This is a genomic window from Streptomyces pluripotens (assembly GCF_000802245.2).
GTDB classification, from domain to species: Bacteria; Actinomycetota; Actinomycetes; order Streptomycetales; family Streptomycetaceae; genus Streptomyces; species Streptomyces pluripotens.
This window is the reverse complement of the sequence record NZ_CP021080.1, coordinates 4,167,104-4,181,705: the sequence shown is the minus strand read 5'-3', so window position 1 is coordinate 4,181,705 and position 14,602 is coordinate 4,167,104. Positions and strand designations below refer to the sequence as shown.

The window sequence follows — 14,602 nt, the reverse complement described above, 5'->3', positions numbered from 1 at the left end:
TGCGGTGCGGGACAGGCCGTGAAGGGCCGCGGGTGACCGTGCGGTCGGCGGCGGGCGCGCCGTGCTGCACCGCGGCGCTCACACGGCCGCCCGGAACCTGGACGTCCGGTGCACGGGATCCGTGTCGATCTTCGGGATGACGTGCTCCCCGATGAGCCGGATCGTCCGCAGTGTTTCCTCCTTCGGCACCCCCACCGGCAGCCCGAAGCTCAGCTGATCGGCGCCCGCCTGCTCCCACCGCTTGCACTGGCGCAGCACCTCGTCCGGGTCGCCACAGATCAGCAGTTCCTCCTCGATGAGCAGTTCCACGAACTCGGGCGTGTACTCCGGCAGCGTCTCCGGCCACACCGGGAAACCCTCCGGGCGGGGGAACGTGTCGTGGTACCGGAAGACCAGCGACGGCAGATAGTGCAACCCGCCCGCGACCGCGGTCCGGATCGCCTCCTCGTGCGTGGGTGCGCAGATGGCCGTGGTCGTCACCATCACGTTGTCGTTGACGAAGTCCCCCACCGGCTCCGCGTCCACGATCGCCGTCTTGTACTGCTCCAGCACCCACTCCATGTCCGAGACCTTCTGGATGCTGAAGCCGAGCACGCCCAGGCCCTTCCTGGCAGCCATGGCGTAGGAAGGCGGTGATCCGGCGGCGTACCACATCGCCGGGTGGGACTTCCCGTACGGCTTCGGCAGAATCTTGCGCGGTGGCAGCTGCCAGTGCTTGCCCTGGAATCCGGGGTACTCGTCCTGGAGCCACATCCGGGGGAACTCGGCGATCGTCTCCTCCCAGATCTCCTTGGTGTGGTTCATGTCGGTGATGCCGGGCAGGAAGCCGAGGATCTCGTGCGAGCCCGCACCCCGCCCGCTACCGAACTCGAAGCGGCCCTCGGTGAGGTGGTCGAGCATGGCGACCTTCTCGGCGACCTTCACCGGGTGGTTGACCTGGGCGAGCGGATTGAAGATCCCGGAGCCCAGGTGGATCCGCTCGGTCGCGTGCGCCAGGTACCCGAGGAAGACGTCGTTGGCGGACAGGTGTGAGTACTGTTCCAGGAAGTGGTGCTCGGAGGCCCAGGCGTACTTGAAGCCCGACTTGTCCGCCTGGATGACGTACTCGGTCTCCTCCATCAGTGCCTTGTGCTCGGCGAGCGGGTCGGTCTCGGCGCGCTTGCCCACGTATCCCTGTACAAAGAGCCCGAATTCCAAGGCGGTTCACCGTCCCGAGATTGTGCTGACGTATCGTCAGATGCGTTTGCTGGCCGACTGTCGCACCGGCCGCCGCGGGGGTCAATAGCTGATGGTGCGTCAGATAATGCTGACTCCGGCCAGCCAGCCCCCGTCGATCACGAACGGCTGCCCGGTGATGTACGAGGAGTCGCCCGAGGTGAGGAAGAGGGCGAGCTGCGCCACCTCCTCCGGTCGCCCGACCCGCCCAAGCGGGACGAGCCTGCGGTACAGGTCGTCCAGGGCCCGACCGGTCTCCTCCGGATCGGCGTCCGGATCCAGCCGGGCCGGATTGGACATCGGGGTGTCGATGGCGCCCGGGCAGATGGCGTTGACCCGTATCCGCCGGCCGGCCAGCTCCAGCGCGGCGACCCGGGTCAGCCCGAGGATGGCGTGCTTGGTGGCGGCGTACGTGCCCACGGCCGCCATGCCGGTCAGCGCCGTGTAGGAGGCGGTGTTCACGATCGTGCCGCCGTCGGTCATCTCCGGTGCCACGGCCTTCATCCCCAGGAAGCAGCCCACCTGGTTGACCTGTACCACCTGCATGAACTCGTCCAGTGGAGTGTCCACGAGGGCGTTGAAGCGCAGGATGCCCGCATTGTTGACCAGCCCGTCGATGCGCCCGTACGCCCGCTTGGTGGCCGCGACGGCCTGCCGCCACCCCTCCTCCGTGCCGACGTCGAGGTGGACGTAGGCAGCCCCTATCTCCTTGGCCAGCGCCTCGCCCTGGTCGTCCAGCACGTCCGCCACGATCACCTGCGCGCCTTCCGCCCGGAACAGCCGCGCCTCCTGTTCGCCCTGTCCGCGCGCCGCCCCGGTGACGATGACGACCCGCCCGTCCAGCTTGCCCATGGCTCCTCCTCGGTCCTCGGACCCGTCCGTCAGTCCAGCAGGGGCGCGACCTCCGCCCCGAACACGTCGACCTGCTCGATGAGTTCGGCCCGGCTGCGGCTGCGGAACCGCACCTGTACCTGGTCCACGCCCATCGACCGGTACTCCCGCAGCGACTCGGCCAGCGCCTCGGGTGCCCCGGTGAGGGTCCGCCGGCCCACATCCCAGCCGGCCCGGCCGACGTAGAGCGGCTCGGCGATGGCGCCGACGGTGAAGGGCCCCGCGGCCCCGCGCTCCTGCCTGAGCCGCCGTATCCGCGCGATCTGTGCGGGCATCCGCTCGCGGGCGTCGCCCTGCGGCAGCCAGCCGTCGCCCTTGAGGGCGGCCCGGCGCACGGCAGCGGGCGAGGAGCCGCCGACCCACACGGGCAGGCGGGACTGCACGGGCCGGGGCCGCTGCCCCAGGCCCGCGAAGTCGTACAGCTTGCCGTGGTGCTCGGGGAACTCCTCCGGCCCGAGGGCGGCGCGCAGGGCGTCGATGCTCTCGTCGAGGACGGCTCCTCGCCTCCCGAAGTCCACGTCCAGGACCTCGAACTCCTCCCGCACGTGCCCGGCCCCCACCCCCAGAACCAGCCGCCCGCCGGAGAGGCGATCGAGAGTGGCGTACTGCTTGGCGGCGGGCAACGGGTGCCGCAGCCCCACGACGGCCACGTGGACCAGCAGCCGGACGCGCTCGGTCACGGCGGCCAGGTGGGCGAGGGTGGCCACGGGGTCGTACCAGACCGTGCTCATGGCCCCGGCGAGGCGGCGCGGAATGGCCACGTGGTCGCAGCAGGCCAGGTACTCGGCCCCGGCCCGGTCGACGGCCCGCGCGATCTCCACCAGATCCGCCGGACCACCGCCAGCCTCCCAGGCCTCCGCGTACAGCGTGCTCTGGGACTGGACGGGCAGCTGGATGCCCCAGGCGAGGCTCACCGCGCCCCCCGCCAGAGCCCGTTGGCCGACAGCCCCAGCAGTTCGATGGCGTTGCCGCGGACGATCCGCTCGACGACGTCGGCCGGCAGATGCCCCATCTGGGCCTCGCCGACCTTGCGGGACTCGGGCCAGGTGGAGTCCGAGTGCGGGTAGTCCGTCTCGTACAGGACGTTCCCGACCCCGATGGCGTCCAGGTTGCGCAGCCCGAAGGCGTCGTCGAAGAAGCAGCCGTAGACGTGCTCGGTGAACAGTTCGGACGGCGGCCGGCGCACCTTGTCGGCGACCCCGCCCCAGCCCCGGTTCTCCCGCCACACGACGTCGGCGCGCTCGATGATGTACGGAATCCAGCCGATCTGCCCCTCGGCGTACATCACCTTCAGGTTCGGGAAGCGGTCGAACTTTCCGCTCATCAGCCAGTCCACCATCGAGAAGCAGCAGTTGGCGAAGGTGATGGTGGAGCCGACGGCGGGCGGGGCGTCGGCGGAGGTCGAGGGCATCCGACTGCTGGAGCCGATGTGCATGGCGACGACCGTGCCGGTCTCGTCGCACGCCGCGAGGAACGGGTCCCAGTCGTCGGTGTGCACCGAGGGCAGCCCGAGGTACGGCGGTATCTCGGAGAAGGCGACGGCCCGCACCCCTCGGGCGGCGTTCCGCCGAACCTCCTGGGCGGCGAGCGAGGCGTCCCAGAGCGGGATGAGGGTGAGCGGTATCAGCCGCCCGTGCGCCTCGGGGCCGCACCACTGCTCCACCATCCAGTCGTTGTAGGCGCGCACGCACAACAGGGCGAGGTCCCGGTCCCGGGCCTCGGTGAAGGTCTGGCCGCAGAAGCGGGGGAAGGTGGGGAAGCAGAGGGCCGACTGGACGTGGTTGACGTCCATGTCGGCGAGGCGGGCCGGGACGTCGTACGACCCGGCCCGCATCTGCTCGTAGGTGATGACCTCCAGCTTGATGTCGTCCCTGCTGTACCCGACGGCGGTGTCGAGGCGGGTGAGGGGCCGGTGCAGGTCCTCGTACACCCACCAGTCACCGACGGGCCCGTCGGTGCCGCCAGGTTCACCCATCACGGGTTTGAAACGCCCGCCGAGGAAGGTCATCTCCTTCAGCGGTGCCCGCACGATCCGGGGCCCGACGTCCCGGTACTTCTTCGGCAACCGGTCCTGCCAGACGGCGGCGGGCTCCACGGTGTGGTCGTCGACGGAGATGATCGGCGGGAACTGTGTGGTCTCCATGCCCTCCACGGTAGCGCCGATCTGACGGACCGTCAGCTATCGTGCCGGGCGCATTGCCGAGCCCTCGGATGCGAAGACCGGGTACCGGCCACGCGAACCGGGCGTCGCCGCCTTGTGATCGGCGTCTCCCGCGGCTGACGCAACCGCCTCGGACAAGGCAGACTGGCGGAGTTGTTCGTGATACCGAAGGGGCGAACGCATGGATGGTGGGCCGCGCGTGCCTGAGCAGCGACGTCCCGACTCCGGGGCCACGGCCGCCGCCGAAGCCGGCACCGAAGCCGAAGCCGGCACCGTCGCGGAGCCACAGGGGCTGCGCTTCGGCGTGCTCGGTCCGGTGCGGGCCTGGCACGGCGAGGAGGCGCTCAACATGGGCTCCCCACAACAGCGCGCCCTGCTGGCCGCCCTGCTGCTGCGCGAGGGCCGTACGGCCACGGCGGCGGAACTCATCGACGCCCTCTGGGGCGCCGAGCCACCCAGCCAGGCACTGGCAGCACTGCGCACCTACGCCTCCCGGCTCCGCAAGGTGCTGGACCCCGGGGTCCTGGTCAGCGAGTCCGGCGGCTACGCCGTACGGGTACCGGGCGACGGCGCCCTGGACCTGGCGACGGCCCAGGACCTCGCCGCGGCAGCGGAGAAGGCACGGAGCACAGGTGACCTGGGCCGGGCCCGGGAACTGCTGAACCGGGCGCTGGGGCTGTGGGACGGCGAGCCGCTCGCCGGCGTTCCCGGCCCGTACGCCCAGACCCAGCGGGTACGCCTGGAGGAATGGCGCCTGGGGCTCCTGGAGTCCCGCCTGGACATGGACCTGGAGCAGGGGTGCCACGCGGAGGCCGTCTCGGAACTGACGGCGCTGACGGCGGCGCATCCACTGCGCGAGCGCCTGCGCGAGTTGCTGATGCTGGCGCTGTACCGCAGTGGCCGCCAGGCGGAAGCGTTGGCGGTGTACGCGGACACCCGGCGGCTGCTGGCGGAGGAGCTGGGCGTGGACCCGCGCCCGGGGCTCCGCGAACTCCAGCAGCGCATCCTCCGGGCCGACCCCGCGCTGGCGGAGCCGTCCGCCCCGGTGGTGGAGCCGGCCGTGGTCCGGCTCCGCCCCGCTCAGCTGCCCGCCTCGGTCCCCGACTTCACCGGCCGCAACGCCTTCGTGAGCGAGCTGAGCGAGGTGCTGTCCGCGGCGTCGGAGGCGGAAGGCCGGGTGATGGCGGTGTCGGCGCTGGCCGGTATCGGCGGTGTGGGCAAGACGACGCTGGCGGTCCATGTGGCCCACCGGGCCCGCTCCGCGTTCCCCGACGGCCAGCTGTACGTGGACCTCCAGGGCACGGGTCCACGCCCGGCGGAACCGGAGACGGTGCTCGGCTCCTTCCTGCGCGCCTTGGGCACGGCGGACTCGGCCCTCCCGGACTCGCTCCAGGAGCGGGCGGCCCTGTACCGGTCGGCACTGGACGGCCGCCGAGTACTAGTGCTGCTGGACAATGCCAAGGACGCGGCGCAGGTACGACCGCTGCTGCCCGGCACGGAAGGTTGTGCGGCGCTGGTCACCTCCCGGGTCCGGATGGTCGACCTGGCCGGGGCCCATCTCGTCGACCTCGACGTCATGTCCCCGGACGAGGCCCTGACGCTGTTCACGAAGATCGTGGGCGAGGAGCGGGTGGCGGCGGAACGGAAGGCAGCGCTGGACGTGGTGGCGGCCTGCGGCTTCCTCCCGCTGGCCATCCGCATCGCCGCCTCCCGGCTGGCGGCCCGCCGCACCTGGACGGTGTCGGTACTGGCGGCGAAGCTGGCGGACGAACGCCGCCGGCTGGACGAACTCCAAGCGGGCGACCTGGCGGTCAAGGCGACCTTCGAACTGGGCTACGGCCAGCTGGAGCCGGCCCAGGCCCGGGCGTTCCGGCTGCTCGGGCTGGCCGACGGCCCGGACATCTCCCTCGCTGCCGCGGCAGCAGCCCTGGACCTCCCCGTGGAGGACACGGAGGACCTGCTGGAGTCCCTGGTGGACACCTCGCTCCTGGAATCGGCGGCACCTGGACGGTACCGGCTCCACGATCTGGTGCGGCTCTACGCACGTGCCTGTGCGGAGCGGGACGAGCAGCCGCCGAGTGAGCGGGAGGCGGCGACATCGCGACTGCTGGACTTCTACCTGGCCACGGCGGCGGGGGTCTACGCGATCGAGCGGCCCGGAGACCGGCTGGTCGATCACCTGGAACCGACCGAGTACCCGGGGCTGGTCTTCGATGACCGGCACGGGGCTAGGGACTGGCTCTACACCGAAGCGGTCTGCCTCCTGTCCTGCGTGCGCCAGTCGACGCGACCCGACCGACTCAGACGGGCCGTGGACCTGTTGTGGGCGGTCATCGACCTCGCCGAGTCGGGAGCCAACTCCAAGGAGTACGAAGCCACCGGAGCAGCCGTCCGTGCCGCCGCACAGGCCCACGGCGATCAGCGCGCGGAGGCCCGCGCCCTGGTCACCCTCGCCAACGGCCACCACATGTCGGGCCGTTTCGAACTGGCGGACCAGGAGGCCGCCGAGGCCGTACGGCTGGCGGAGACCGCGGACGATCCGCTCCCCCAGTGCTGGGCGTCCAACATGCTCGGGGTCATCGCCCTCTACCAGAGCCGGCACACGGCCGGTGAGCGCCACCTGACCCGGGCCATCGACAGTTTCCGTTCCGCCGGAGACCGCCCCGGCGAAGCCAGCGCCCTGTGCAACCTCTCGCGGATACGCCTGGCCATGGGCCGCACGGAGAGTGCGGTCACCCTCGCCCAGCAGGGCACGTACATGTACGACGACATGGGGCACGCTCTCAAGGGGGCCAACGGCCGTTACGCACTGGGGCTCGCGCTCACCCAGAGCGGACAGCACGCGTTGGCCGCGGAGCGCCTCCAAGAGGCCCTGGGGGTGTTCCGTGACAGTCGACAACGGCTGTGGGAGGGGATGACCCTCTTCCGGCTCGCCGAGGTCGACCTCGCCGTCCGGCGTCTGGCGCAGGCGGCGACCAAAGCGGAGTCGGCGCTGGCCCTGCTCCGCGGCATCGGCGGCGAGTGGCGGCGCGGCAATGTCCTCACCGCGCTCGGTCGGGCGTTGCTCGGCATCGGACAGAGCGGGCGGGCACAGGTCTGTTGGCAGGAAGCCCTCACCATCTTCGAGGCGCTGAACGCCCCGGAAGCCGACGAGGTACGTGCGCTGCTGGGGCCCCTCTCGGTGGCGTGAGGTCGGACCCTGCACGTTCATCGTTCGTTTATCGGCGGGGGGCACCCTCAGTGAGGTCGTTCCGTCGCGTCGGGGGACAGACGGGACCTCACCTGGGTGCACCTTAGGGTGAACCGGCCTGGGAGCACCGTCCGGCGGCCCTCGGGGGAGCTGCCGGGCGGGCCTTTTGGCCCACCACGACACGTAGTTTCAGGAGAGCAACATGAGCGACGCCAAGAAGACGACCGAGGCGGGGTCTTCGCCCACCGAGGTGACCACGCTGAACACGCACGCCACCAGCGAGCCGCTGAAGCCGATCACTCTGGCGGTGGGCGAGGACACCGGCTTCGTGACCCCGGACAACACGCACGCCACGGACGAGAGGGCCTGACCCGGTTCTTCATCCGACGGGAATCGGCCGCGGCGGTGCAAAGGGGGAGCCGTCGCGGCCGGGGTCCGTGGCCGCAAGCCCTCACCGGCTCCGCAGCGGCCCCTTCACCACCTTCCCGCTCGCGTTGCGCGGAAGGCCGGGCACGAACTCCACCTCCCGCGGCACCTTGTAGTTGGCCATCTCACGACGGGACCAGGCGATCAGGTCGTCGGCGGTCAGGACCGAACCCGGCCTGCGTACGACGAAGGCCTTGCCGACCTCCCCCAGACGGGCGTCCGGTACGCCGACCACCGCCACGTCCGCCACGTCCGGGTGGACGCCGAGCAGTCGCTCTATCTCCGCCGGGTAGGCGTTGAAGCCGCCGACGATGAACATGTCCTTGATGCGGTCCGTGATCCGCAGGTTGCCGGACCGGTCCAGGACGCCCACGTCACCCGTGCGCAGCCAGCCGTCCCCGGTCATGACCTCTCGGGTCGCCGTCTCGTCCGCGTAGTAGCCGCGCATGACGTTGAAGCCCCGGACCAGTACCTCCCCGGGTGTGCCGGCCGGTGCCGGAGCCCCTCCGGCACCGGCCACCTTCACCTCCGTACCGGGGATCGCCCGGCCGGATGTGGCAGCGATGACCGACGGATCGTCGCCGCGCCGGCACATGGTGACGATGCCGCTCGCCTCCGAGAGGCCGTAGGCGGTGAGGACCGTGTCGATGCCGAGCTCCTCGCGCAGGCGTTCCACCAGGCGGAGCGGGACCACGGCCGCGCCGGTGACCACGAGCCTCAGCGCCGAGAGGTCGTGGGCGTCGCGGGCCGGGTGGTCCAGGAGCGCCTGGTGGAGGGCCGGTGGGCCGGGCAGGACGGAGACCCGCTCCGCCGCGATGTTGGCCAGCGCCGTGTCCGCGTTGAACACGGGCTGCGGGATCATCGTCGCCCCGCGCATCAGGCAGGCGATCACGCCGGCCTTGTAGCCGAAGGTGTGGAAGAAGGGATTGACGATCAGGTAGCGGTCCGTGGCGCGCAGGCCCGCGAGGTCCGCCCAGATTTCGTACGCCGTGAGCGTCTGCTCGTGGGTGATCATCGCTCCCTTGGGGCGGCCCGTGGTGCCTGAGGTGAAGATGATGTCGGACAGGCACCGGCCGTCCAACTTCTCCCCTCGGCGGAGGACGTCGGACTCTCCCACGCTCTCCCCGTCCGCCAGGAAGTCCTTCCACGTCCGAAAGCCGGCGGGTGCGTCGTCGGAGAGGACCACCGCCTGCTCAAGCTCCGGCAGGCTGGGCAGCGGCCGGCCGGAACCGCCGGAAGAGCCCGCCGCGCGCCGCAGCGAGGCCACGTACGACGTGCCCAGGAACGTACCCGTCACGAAGAGCAGCCGGGCCCCGCTGCGCCGCAGCACGTCGGCCGCCTCCGCCCCCTTGAAGCGGGTGTTCAGCGGCACCAGCACCGCACCCGCGCAGACCGCACCGAGGGCCGCGACGATCCAGTCGAGGGAATTGGGGGCCCAGATCGCCACCCGGTCACCCACCCGCACCCCGGCGGCCAGATATGCCGCCGCCGCGCGCTCGACGCGGGCGCCCAGTGCGGCGTACCTGATCCTCTTGCGGCCTTCGACCACGGCCTCGGTGTCCGCGTACCGCTCGGCCGCCGACCGCACCAGTTCCGCAATGGTGTTCCACTCGCCCACGGCCACCCTCCCCGGGTCACATACCTGACTGTCCGTCAGATTAGCGCTAGGCTGACACACTGTCAGCACATGTGAGGGGGCGGCTACACCATGGCAGGACCCGGACTGAAGGACGCCACGGCCATCGTCGGGATAGGCCAGACCGCCTTCGCCAAGCACCTTCCGGAGGACGAGAAGACGCTCGCCTGCCGGGCCGTGCTCGCCGCGCTCGACGACGCCGGGATCGCACCCGGTGAAGTCGACGCCCTGGCCTCCTACACCATGGAGGAGACCGACGAGGTGGAGCTGGCGAAGGCGGTCGGGTTCGGCGACCTGACCTTCTTCAGCAAAGTGGGGTACGGGGGCGGCGGTTCCTGCGCCACGATCGCCCACCTCGCCGCCGCCATCGCCACCGGGCAGGCCACGGTGGGGGTGGCGTGGCGATCCCGGAAGAGGGGCAGCGGGCTGCGACCGTGGACCAGCACGGCGGTTCAGCTGCCCACTCCGGCCCAGTGGACCCGCCCCTTCGGGCTGCTACGGCCCGCGGACGAGATCGCCATGCTGACGCGCCGGTACATGCACGAGTACGGCGCCACCCGGGACCACTTGTTCCACGTCGCCCTCGCCTGCCGTAACCGGGCCAATCAGAATCCGGCGGCCGTCATGTACGAACGGCCCCTGACCCGCGCTCTGTACATGACCTCCCGGTGGATCAGTGAACCGCTGTGCCTCTTCGACAACTGCCTGGAGACGGACGGAGCATTGGCCTGTGTGGTCGTCGGCAAGGAGCGTGCGCGGGACTGCGCCGCAAGGCCCGTGTACGTGCACTCCGCGGCCCAGGGGCTGCCCGCCCAGCACCACGGCATGGTCAACTACTGGAACGACGACCCGCTCACCGGCCCCGCCTGGACCGCGGCCCGACACCTGTGGAAACACGCCGACTTCACGCCGGACGACGTCGACGTGGCGCAGATCTACGACGCGTTCACGGCCCTGATCCCCCTGTCCCTGGAGGGCTACGGCTTCTGCGGGCGGGGAGAGGGGGGCGCGTTCACCGAGGGCGGTGCCCTGGAGATCGGGGGACGGTTGCCCATCAACACCGGTGGAGGCGGGCTCTCCGAGGCCTACGTGCACGGCTTCAACCTCGTCAACGAAGGGGTGAAGCAGCTACGCGGGACCAGTACCGCGCAGGTTCCGGGGGCCGCCACCTGTCTGGTCACCGCCGGCGAGGGTGTACCCACCTCCGCTCTGCTGCTGAGGAGTTGAGACCGACATGCTGGCCCCTGTCACCGACACCGACGGCGCGCCCTTCTGGGAGTACGCGGCCCGCGGCGAACTGCGCGTGCAGGCCTGCGGCGACTGCGGCGAGTCCCGGTTCCCGCCCCGGCCCTGCTGCCCGCGCTGCCAGTCCTTCGCGAGCGAGTGGCGGAGGGTGTCAGGGCGGGGCCGGGTGTGGTCGTACATCGTGGCGCATCCGCCGCTGCTACCCGACTACGCCCAACAGGCGCCGTACAACGTGGTGGTCGTGGAATTGGAGGACGCGCCGCGGATCCGGCTGGTCGGGAATCTGGTCACCGCTCCCGGAGCCCCGCTCGGCTCCCTCGACCCGGGGCGCATCCGGATCGGCACCCGGGTCCAGGTGGTCTTCTCCGGAGGGCTTCCGCAGTGGGTACTGGTGTGAACACCGTCCGCCTCGACGTCGGCGCGGACACCGGGGTGGCCGTCGTCACCCTGAACCGGCCCGAGCGGCTCAACGCCGTCGATCTGGAGATGGTTCGCGAACTCACCGGGGTATGGCGCAGGTTGCGGTTCGAGGACTCGGTGCGTGCCGTCGTGCTCACCGGAGCCGGGGAGCGGGCGTTCTGCACCGGGATCGACCGGGACGCCGTCGTGCCCCAGCCCTCGTCGCCGTACATGCAGGACGATCCGCTGCTGGGCATGGGGCCGAAGGCGAACGACCTGTGGAAGCCGGTGGTGGTCGCGGTGCAAGGGATGGCCTGCGGCGGCGCGTTCTACCTGCTGGGCGAGAGCGAGTTCATCGTCGCCGATACCACCGCTTCCTTCTTCGACCCGCACACGACGTACGGCATGGTGAGCGCGTACGAGTCCATGCTGATGGCACACCGGATGCCCTACGGGGAGGCGGCACGGATGATGCTCATGGGGACGGCCGAGCGGATCTCGGCCCGACGGGCGCACACCATCGGGCTGGTCTCCGAAATCACCGAGAAAGGACTGGCGTTGGATGCTGCCGTGCGGTGCGCCGCAGTGATCGCCAGCTACCCGCCGGAGGGAGTGCAGGGGACCGTGCGGGCGTTGTGGGCGGCCAAGGAGGCGGCGCGTGCGCAGGCGTTCGCACAGGCGCCGCACCTGATCGCGCTGGGCAACCTGCCCCCGGGGCAACAGGCGGAGCTGTTCGCGAGGCGGCATGGCGGGGAGTTCCGCATCCGGTGACCGCCGGCCGGCCGGTCCGCCACCAAAAGCCCCTCTTCCCGTTCGTCCATCCGGTGGGCAGGCCAGGACGGCAGTCCGCAACCGGCGATGCGCTTCCCCCGGACGCGCCGTCGGTGAGCACGGTGGCCATCGGGAAATCGCCCCGCGACCCGTCATCCATGGACACACCACAGTCGTGACCGTCCGCGTCCACCACGTGGCGGGCACTCGGCACCGGGGGTAGCGTCAGCCGTGGGACGGCCGCCGTCCGAAGCCCTTCCGTGCAACCGGTGCGACGGCCGTCACGTGGTACGTGCCGTCCCCGTGCCCTTCTCCGCGTCCAGCGCGTACACACAGCGGTCCTTGCTGCACGCGTACACCACGCCGTCCTCGACCACCGGGGAACCGGTGATCTCACCGCCGGTGGCGAGCTTCCAACGCAGTCGTCCGTCATCAGCCTTCAGGGTGTACAGCAGATGATCGGTGGAGCCGAAGTGGATACGGCCCTCAGCCACCGACGGCGACCCCACGACGTCGCCGCCCGCCTGGAAACGCCACTTGGGGGTGCCGGTGACCGCGTCCAGGGTGTAGAGGCCCTTGCCGCTGCCGACATGGACGTGTCCGGCAGCCACCAGAACCGGCTCGACGGAAGAACGGGACTCGGTCGCGATGCGCCAGCGGTCCCGGCCGTCGGCGGCGTCGAGGGCGTAGACCGTGCCGAGGTAGTCGGCCAGGTAGACACCGCCGCCGGTGACGGCCGGGCCGGAGGCGAAGGCCGGGGGGCTGAGAAAGACCGCTGGGGCTTCGAAGTGCCAGCGGACCATGCCGCTCGCCGCCTCGATGGCGATGACGCGGGTGCCGGCGGAGACGTAGACCTGGCCGTCGGAGGCCGGACTGAGGCGGATGGGCACGCCGCCACAGGAAGTCGCGTCGCCGATGGGGTACGACCAGCGCTCCTCACCGGTGCGGGCCTCCAGCGCGCGCAGCCGGGCGTCCTGCCAGACATAGACCGTGCCGTCGTGGACGAGGGGGCCGGCCTCCGGGGCCTCGAAGTCGGTCTGGCAGCCGGTGATCTCCCACAGCTTCTGCCCGCCCGTGGCCTCCCAGGCCTGGACGCCGCCGCCGCGGGTTCCGGTGACGACCGTGCCGTGGCCGGCCTGGAGGGAGTACACCCAGGCGTCCGTGGACACCCGCCACAGGTCGGTGCCCTCCCGGGCGTCCAGGGCGAACAGGGTGGGGCCGTCGGAGGCGTGGACACGGCCGTCGGCCACCGCCATGGACCAGGCGACGTCCCGGGTCTTGAAGCGGCGACGGCCGGTGGCCACGTCCAGCGCGTGCACCTCGAATGAGGTGACGTAGACGAGGTCGCCGTCGACGTGGGGGGTGCCCCAGACGTCGTTGGACATGCGGAAGCGCCAGGGCCGCCAACCGTTCGCCGCCTCCGCGGACGAGGATCCACCCGGTTCGGGCGAAGCCGAGGCCTTGGGGGACGACGGCACCGCGGGGTCGACACCGGCCACTCCGGTGCGCGCCCGGGACCAGCTGGCGACCAGACCGGCCTCCGGAGGGGGTGCCTTGACGGCGGCGGCACGGGCGTCGGCGACCCGGGGGCCGGGGCCGATGGGTACCCGGGCGCCGGCCAGCCGGACCGGGCCGGCGTCAGCGGCGCCCACGGGTGCGGGGGCACGGACCGGGGGGTCGTAGGAGGGTGGCGGGGGCACAGGCGCGCGGCCACCAGGGCGCGGACCGGACGCGGTGGGGGCAGGCTTGAGGGCGGGACGCCCGCCGCGGCGGGACTCGATGAGGACGAACGCCTTCTCCGGCAGCCAGGCGGAGGCGGTGCCGCTGTCGTCGGTGCCGGAACCGAAGAGGTGCGGGGCGAGCTGGGTCTGGAGGTCGGCCGGGGTGGGGCGGGCGGGGGCCTCCATCTGCATGCACGCCTCGATGAGCGGACGCAGCTCGTCGGGCAAGCCGGTGAGGTCCGGACCCTCGCGGAGCAGCATGAAGACGGTCTCGACCGGGTTGGCCCCGTGGAAGGGCGGGTGACCGGTGGCCGCGAAGACCAGGGTGGATCCCAGGGAGAAGACATCGCTGGCGCCGGTGACGCTGCGGGAGTCCTTGGCCTGCTCGGGAGACATGTAGGCGGGAGTCCCGACGGCGACGTTCGTCATCGTCAAACGAGTGTTCGACACACCGGAGGCGATACCGAAGTCGATCACCCGGGGGCCGTCCTCGACCACGAGTACGTTGGAGGGCTTGAGGTCGCGGTGAACCAGTCCGGCGCCGTGGATGGATTGCAGGGCCTCGGCGACGCCCGCCGCGAGCCAGCGCACAGCCTGGGCCGGGAGCGGTCCGCAGTCGTTCACTATCTCCTCAAGGGAGGGTGCGGGGACGTAGGCGGTCGCGAGCCAGGGCACGGCGGCCCGCGGGTCGGCGTCCACCACGGCTGCCGTGTAGAACCCGGAGACCGCGCGGGCCGCCTCCACCTCACGGGTGAAGCGGACCCGGAACAGCTGGTCCTCGGCCAGCTCAGTACGCACCGTCTTGATCGCCACGCGCCGGCCGGACGCCGAGCGCGCGAGATAGACCAGCCCCATGCCGCCGGCCCCCAGCCGGCCCAGCACCTCGAACGGCCCGATCCGCCGCGGATCGTGCTGCGTCAGCTGATCCACCACTTGCCTGCCACCTC

General features: G+C 71.3%; 11 protein-coding genes. 5 read left to right on the top strand and 6 right to left on the bottom strand.

All coding sequences use genetic code 11. The features are described from left to right. Positions 1 to 78 precede the first annotated feature (78 nt). From LK06_RS18980 to LK06_RS18965, 4 genes are all read right to left on the bottom strand, one after another. Positions 79 to 1,197, bottom strand: a complete 1,119-nt coding sequence (locus LK06_RS18980; RefSeq protein WP_071659281.1) for an LLM class flavin-dependent oxidoreductase — start codon at positions 1,195 to 1,197, stop codon at positions 79 to 81. Between the two features lie 99 nt (positions 1,198 to 1,296). After that, positions 1,297 to 2,067 (bottom strand): SDR family NAD(P)-dependent oxidoreductase, encoded by a 771-nt coding sequence (locus tag LK06_RS18975; RefSeq protein WP_039650872.1) that lies wholly within the window; start codon positions 2,065 to 2,067, stop codon positions 1,297 to 1,299. 29 nt (positions 2,068 to 2,096) lie between these two features. After that, on the bottom strand, positions 2,097 to 3,020 hold the full coding sequence (locus tag LK06_RS18970; protein WP_234367448.1) for a TIGR03619 family F420-dependent LLM class oxidoreductase: 924 nt from the start codon (positions 3,018 to 3,020) through the stop codon (positions 2,097 to 2,099). Next, positions 3,017 to 4,249: an amidohydrolase family protein gene (locus tag LK06_RS18965; protein ID WP_039650869.1), complete on the bottom strand. Its 1,233-nt coding sequence runs from the start codon at positions 4,247 to 4,249 to the stop codon at positions 3,017 to 3,019. Before LK06_RS18965 ends, LK06_RS18970 begins: the two co-directional genes overlap by 4 nt. Before the next feature lie 199 nt (positions 4,250 to 4,448). Here LK06_RS18965 and afsR point away from each other — a divergent pair, with 199 nt between their 5' ends. Then, on the top strand, positions 4,449 to 7,457 hold the full coding sequence (gene afsR, locus LK06_RS18960) for an SARP-family global regulator AfsR (RefSeq protein WP_039650868.1): 3,009 nt from the start codon (positions 4,449 to 4,451) through the stop codon (positions 7,455 to 7,457). 202 nt (positions 7,458 to 7,659) lie between these two features. Then, the gene (locus LK06_RS33280; RefSeq protein ID WP_159025097.1) at positions 7,660 to 7,827 is read left to right on the top strand and encodes a hypothetical protein; all 168 of its coding nucleotides are present in this window, start codon (positions 7,660 to 7,662) and stop codon (positions 7,825 to 7,827) included. A gap of 81 nt (positions 7,828 to 7,908) precedes the next feature. Here LK06_RS33280 and LK06_RS18955 read toward each other — a convergent pair whose 3' ends face one another. Next, the gene (locus tag LK06_RS18955; protein ID WP_234367447.1) at positions 7,909 to 9,501 is read right to left on the bottom strand and encodes a FadD3 family acyl-CoA ligase; all 1,593 of its coding nucleotides are present in this window, start codon (positions 9,499 to 9,501) and stop codon (positions 7,909 to 7,911) included. Between the two features lie 90 nt (positions 9,502 to 9,591). Here LK06_RS18955 and LK06_RS18950 point away from each other — a divergent pair, with 90 nt between their 5' ends. The 3 genes from LK06_RS18950 to LK06_RS18940 are packed head-to-tail and all read left to right on the top strand — an operon-like array spanning position 9,592 to position 11,934. Further along, positions 9,592 to 10,746: a lipid-transfer protein gene (locus LK06_RS18950; protein WP_039650864.1), complete on the top strand. Its 1,155-nt coding sequence runs from the start codon at positions 9,592 to 9,594 to the stop codon at positions 10,744 to 10,746. A 7-nt stretch (positions 10,747 to 10,753) separates the two neighbouring features. After that, the gene (locus LK06_RS18945; RefSeq protein WP_043406448.1) at positions 10,754 to 11,161 is read left to right on the top strand and encodes a Zn-ribbon domain-containing OB-fold protein; all 408 of its coding nucleotides are present in this window, start codon (positions 10,754 to 10,756) and stop codon (positions 11,159 to 11,161) included. Next, a complete protein-coding gene (locus LK06_RS18940) occupies positions 11,146 to 11,934 on the top strand; it encodes an enoyl-CoA hydratase/isomerase family protein (RefSeq protein ID WP_039650860.1) in 789 nt (262 codons plus the stop codon). Before LK06_RS18945 ends, LK06_RS18940 begins: the two co-directional genes overlap by 16 nt. Before the next feature lie 281 nt (positions 11,935 to 12,215). On the opposite strand, the gene afsK is transcribed toward LK06_RS18940, so the two are convergent. Further along, a complete protein-coding gene (afsK, locus tag LK06_RS18935) occupies positions 12,216 to 14,588 on the bottom strand; it encodes a protein serine/threonine kinase AfsK (RefSeq protein ID WP_039650858.1) in 2,373 nt (790 codons plus the stop codon). Positions 14,589 to 14,602 lie beyond the last annotated feature (14 nt).

Bases quoted from the DNA above. Each gene is read 5' to 3' on its own strand.
- LK06_RS18975 (WP_039650872.1), bottom strand. From the start codon at position 2,067: ATGGGCAAGCTGGACGGGCGGGTCGTCATCGTCACCGGGGCGGCGCGC.
- LK06_RS18965 (WP_039650869.1), bottom strand. From the start codon at position 4,249: ATGGAGACCACACAGTTCCCGCCGATCATCTCCGTCGACGACCACACC.
- afsR (WP_039650868.1), top strand. From the start codon at position 4,449: ATGGATGGTGGGCCGCGCGTGCCTGAGCAGCGACGTCCCGACTCCGGG.
- LK06_RS33280 (WP_159025097.1), top strand. From the start codon at position 7,660: ATGAGCGACGCCAAGAAGACGACCGAGGCGGGGTCTTCGCCCACCGAG.
- LK06_RS18950 (WP_039650864.1), top strand. From the start codon at position 9,592: ATGGCAGGACCCGGACTGAAGGACGCCACGGCCATCGTCGGGATAGGC.
- LK06_RS18945 (WP_043406448.1), top strand. From the start codon at position 10,754: ATGCTGGCCCCTGTCACCGACACCGACGGCGCGCCCTTCTGGGAGTAC.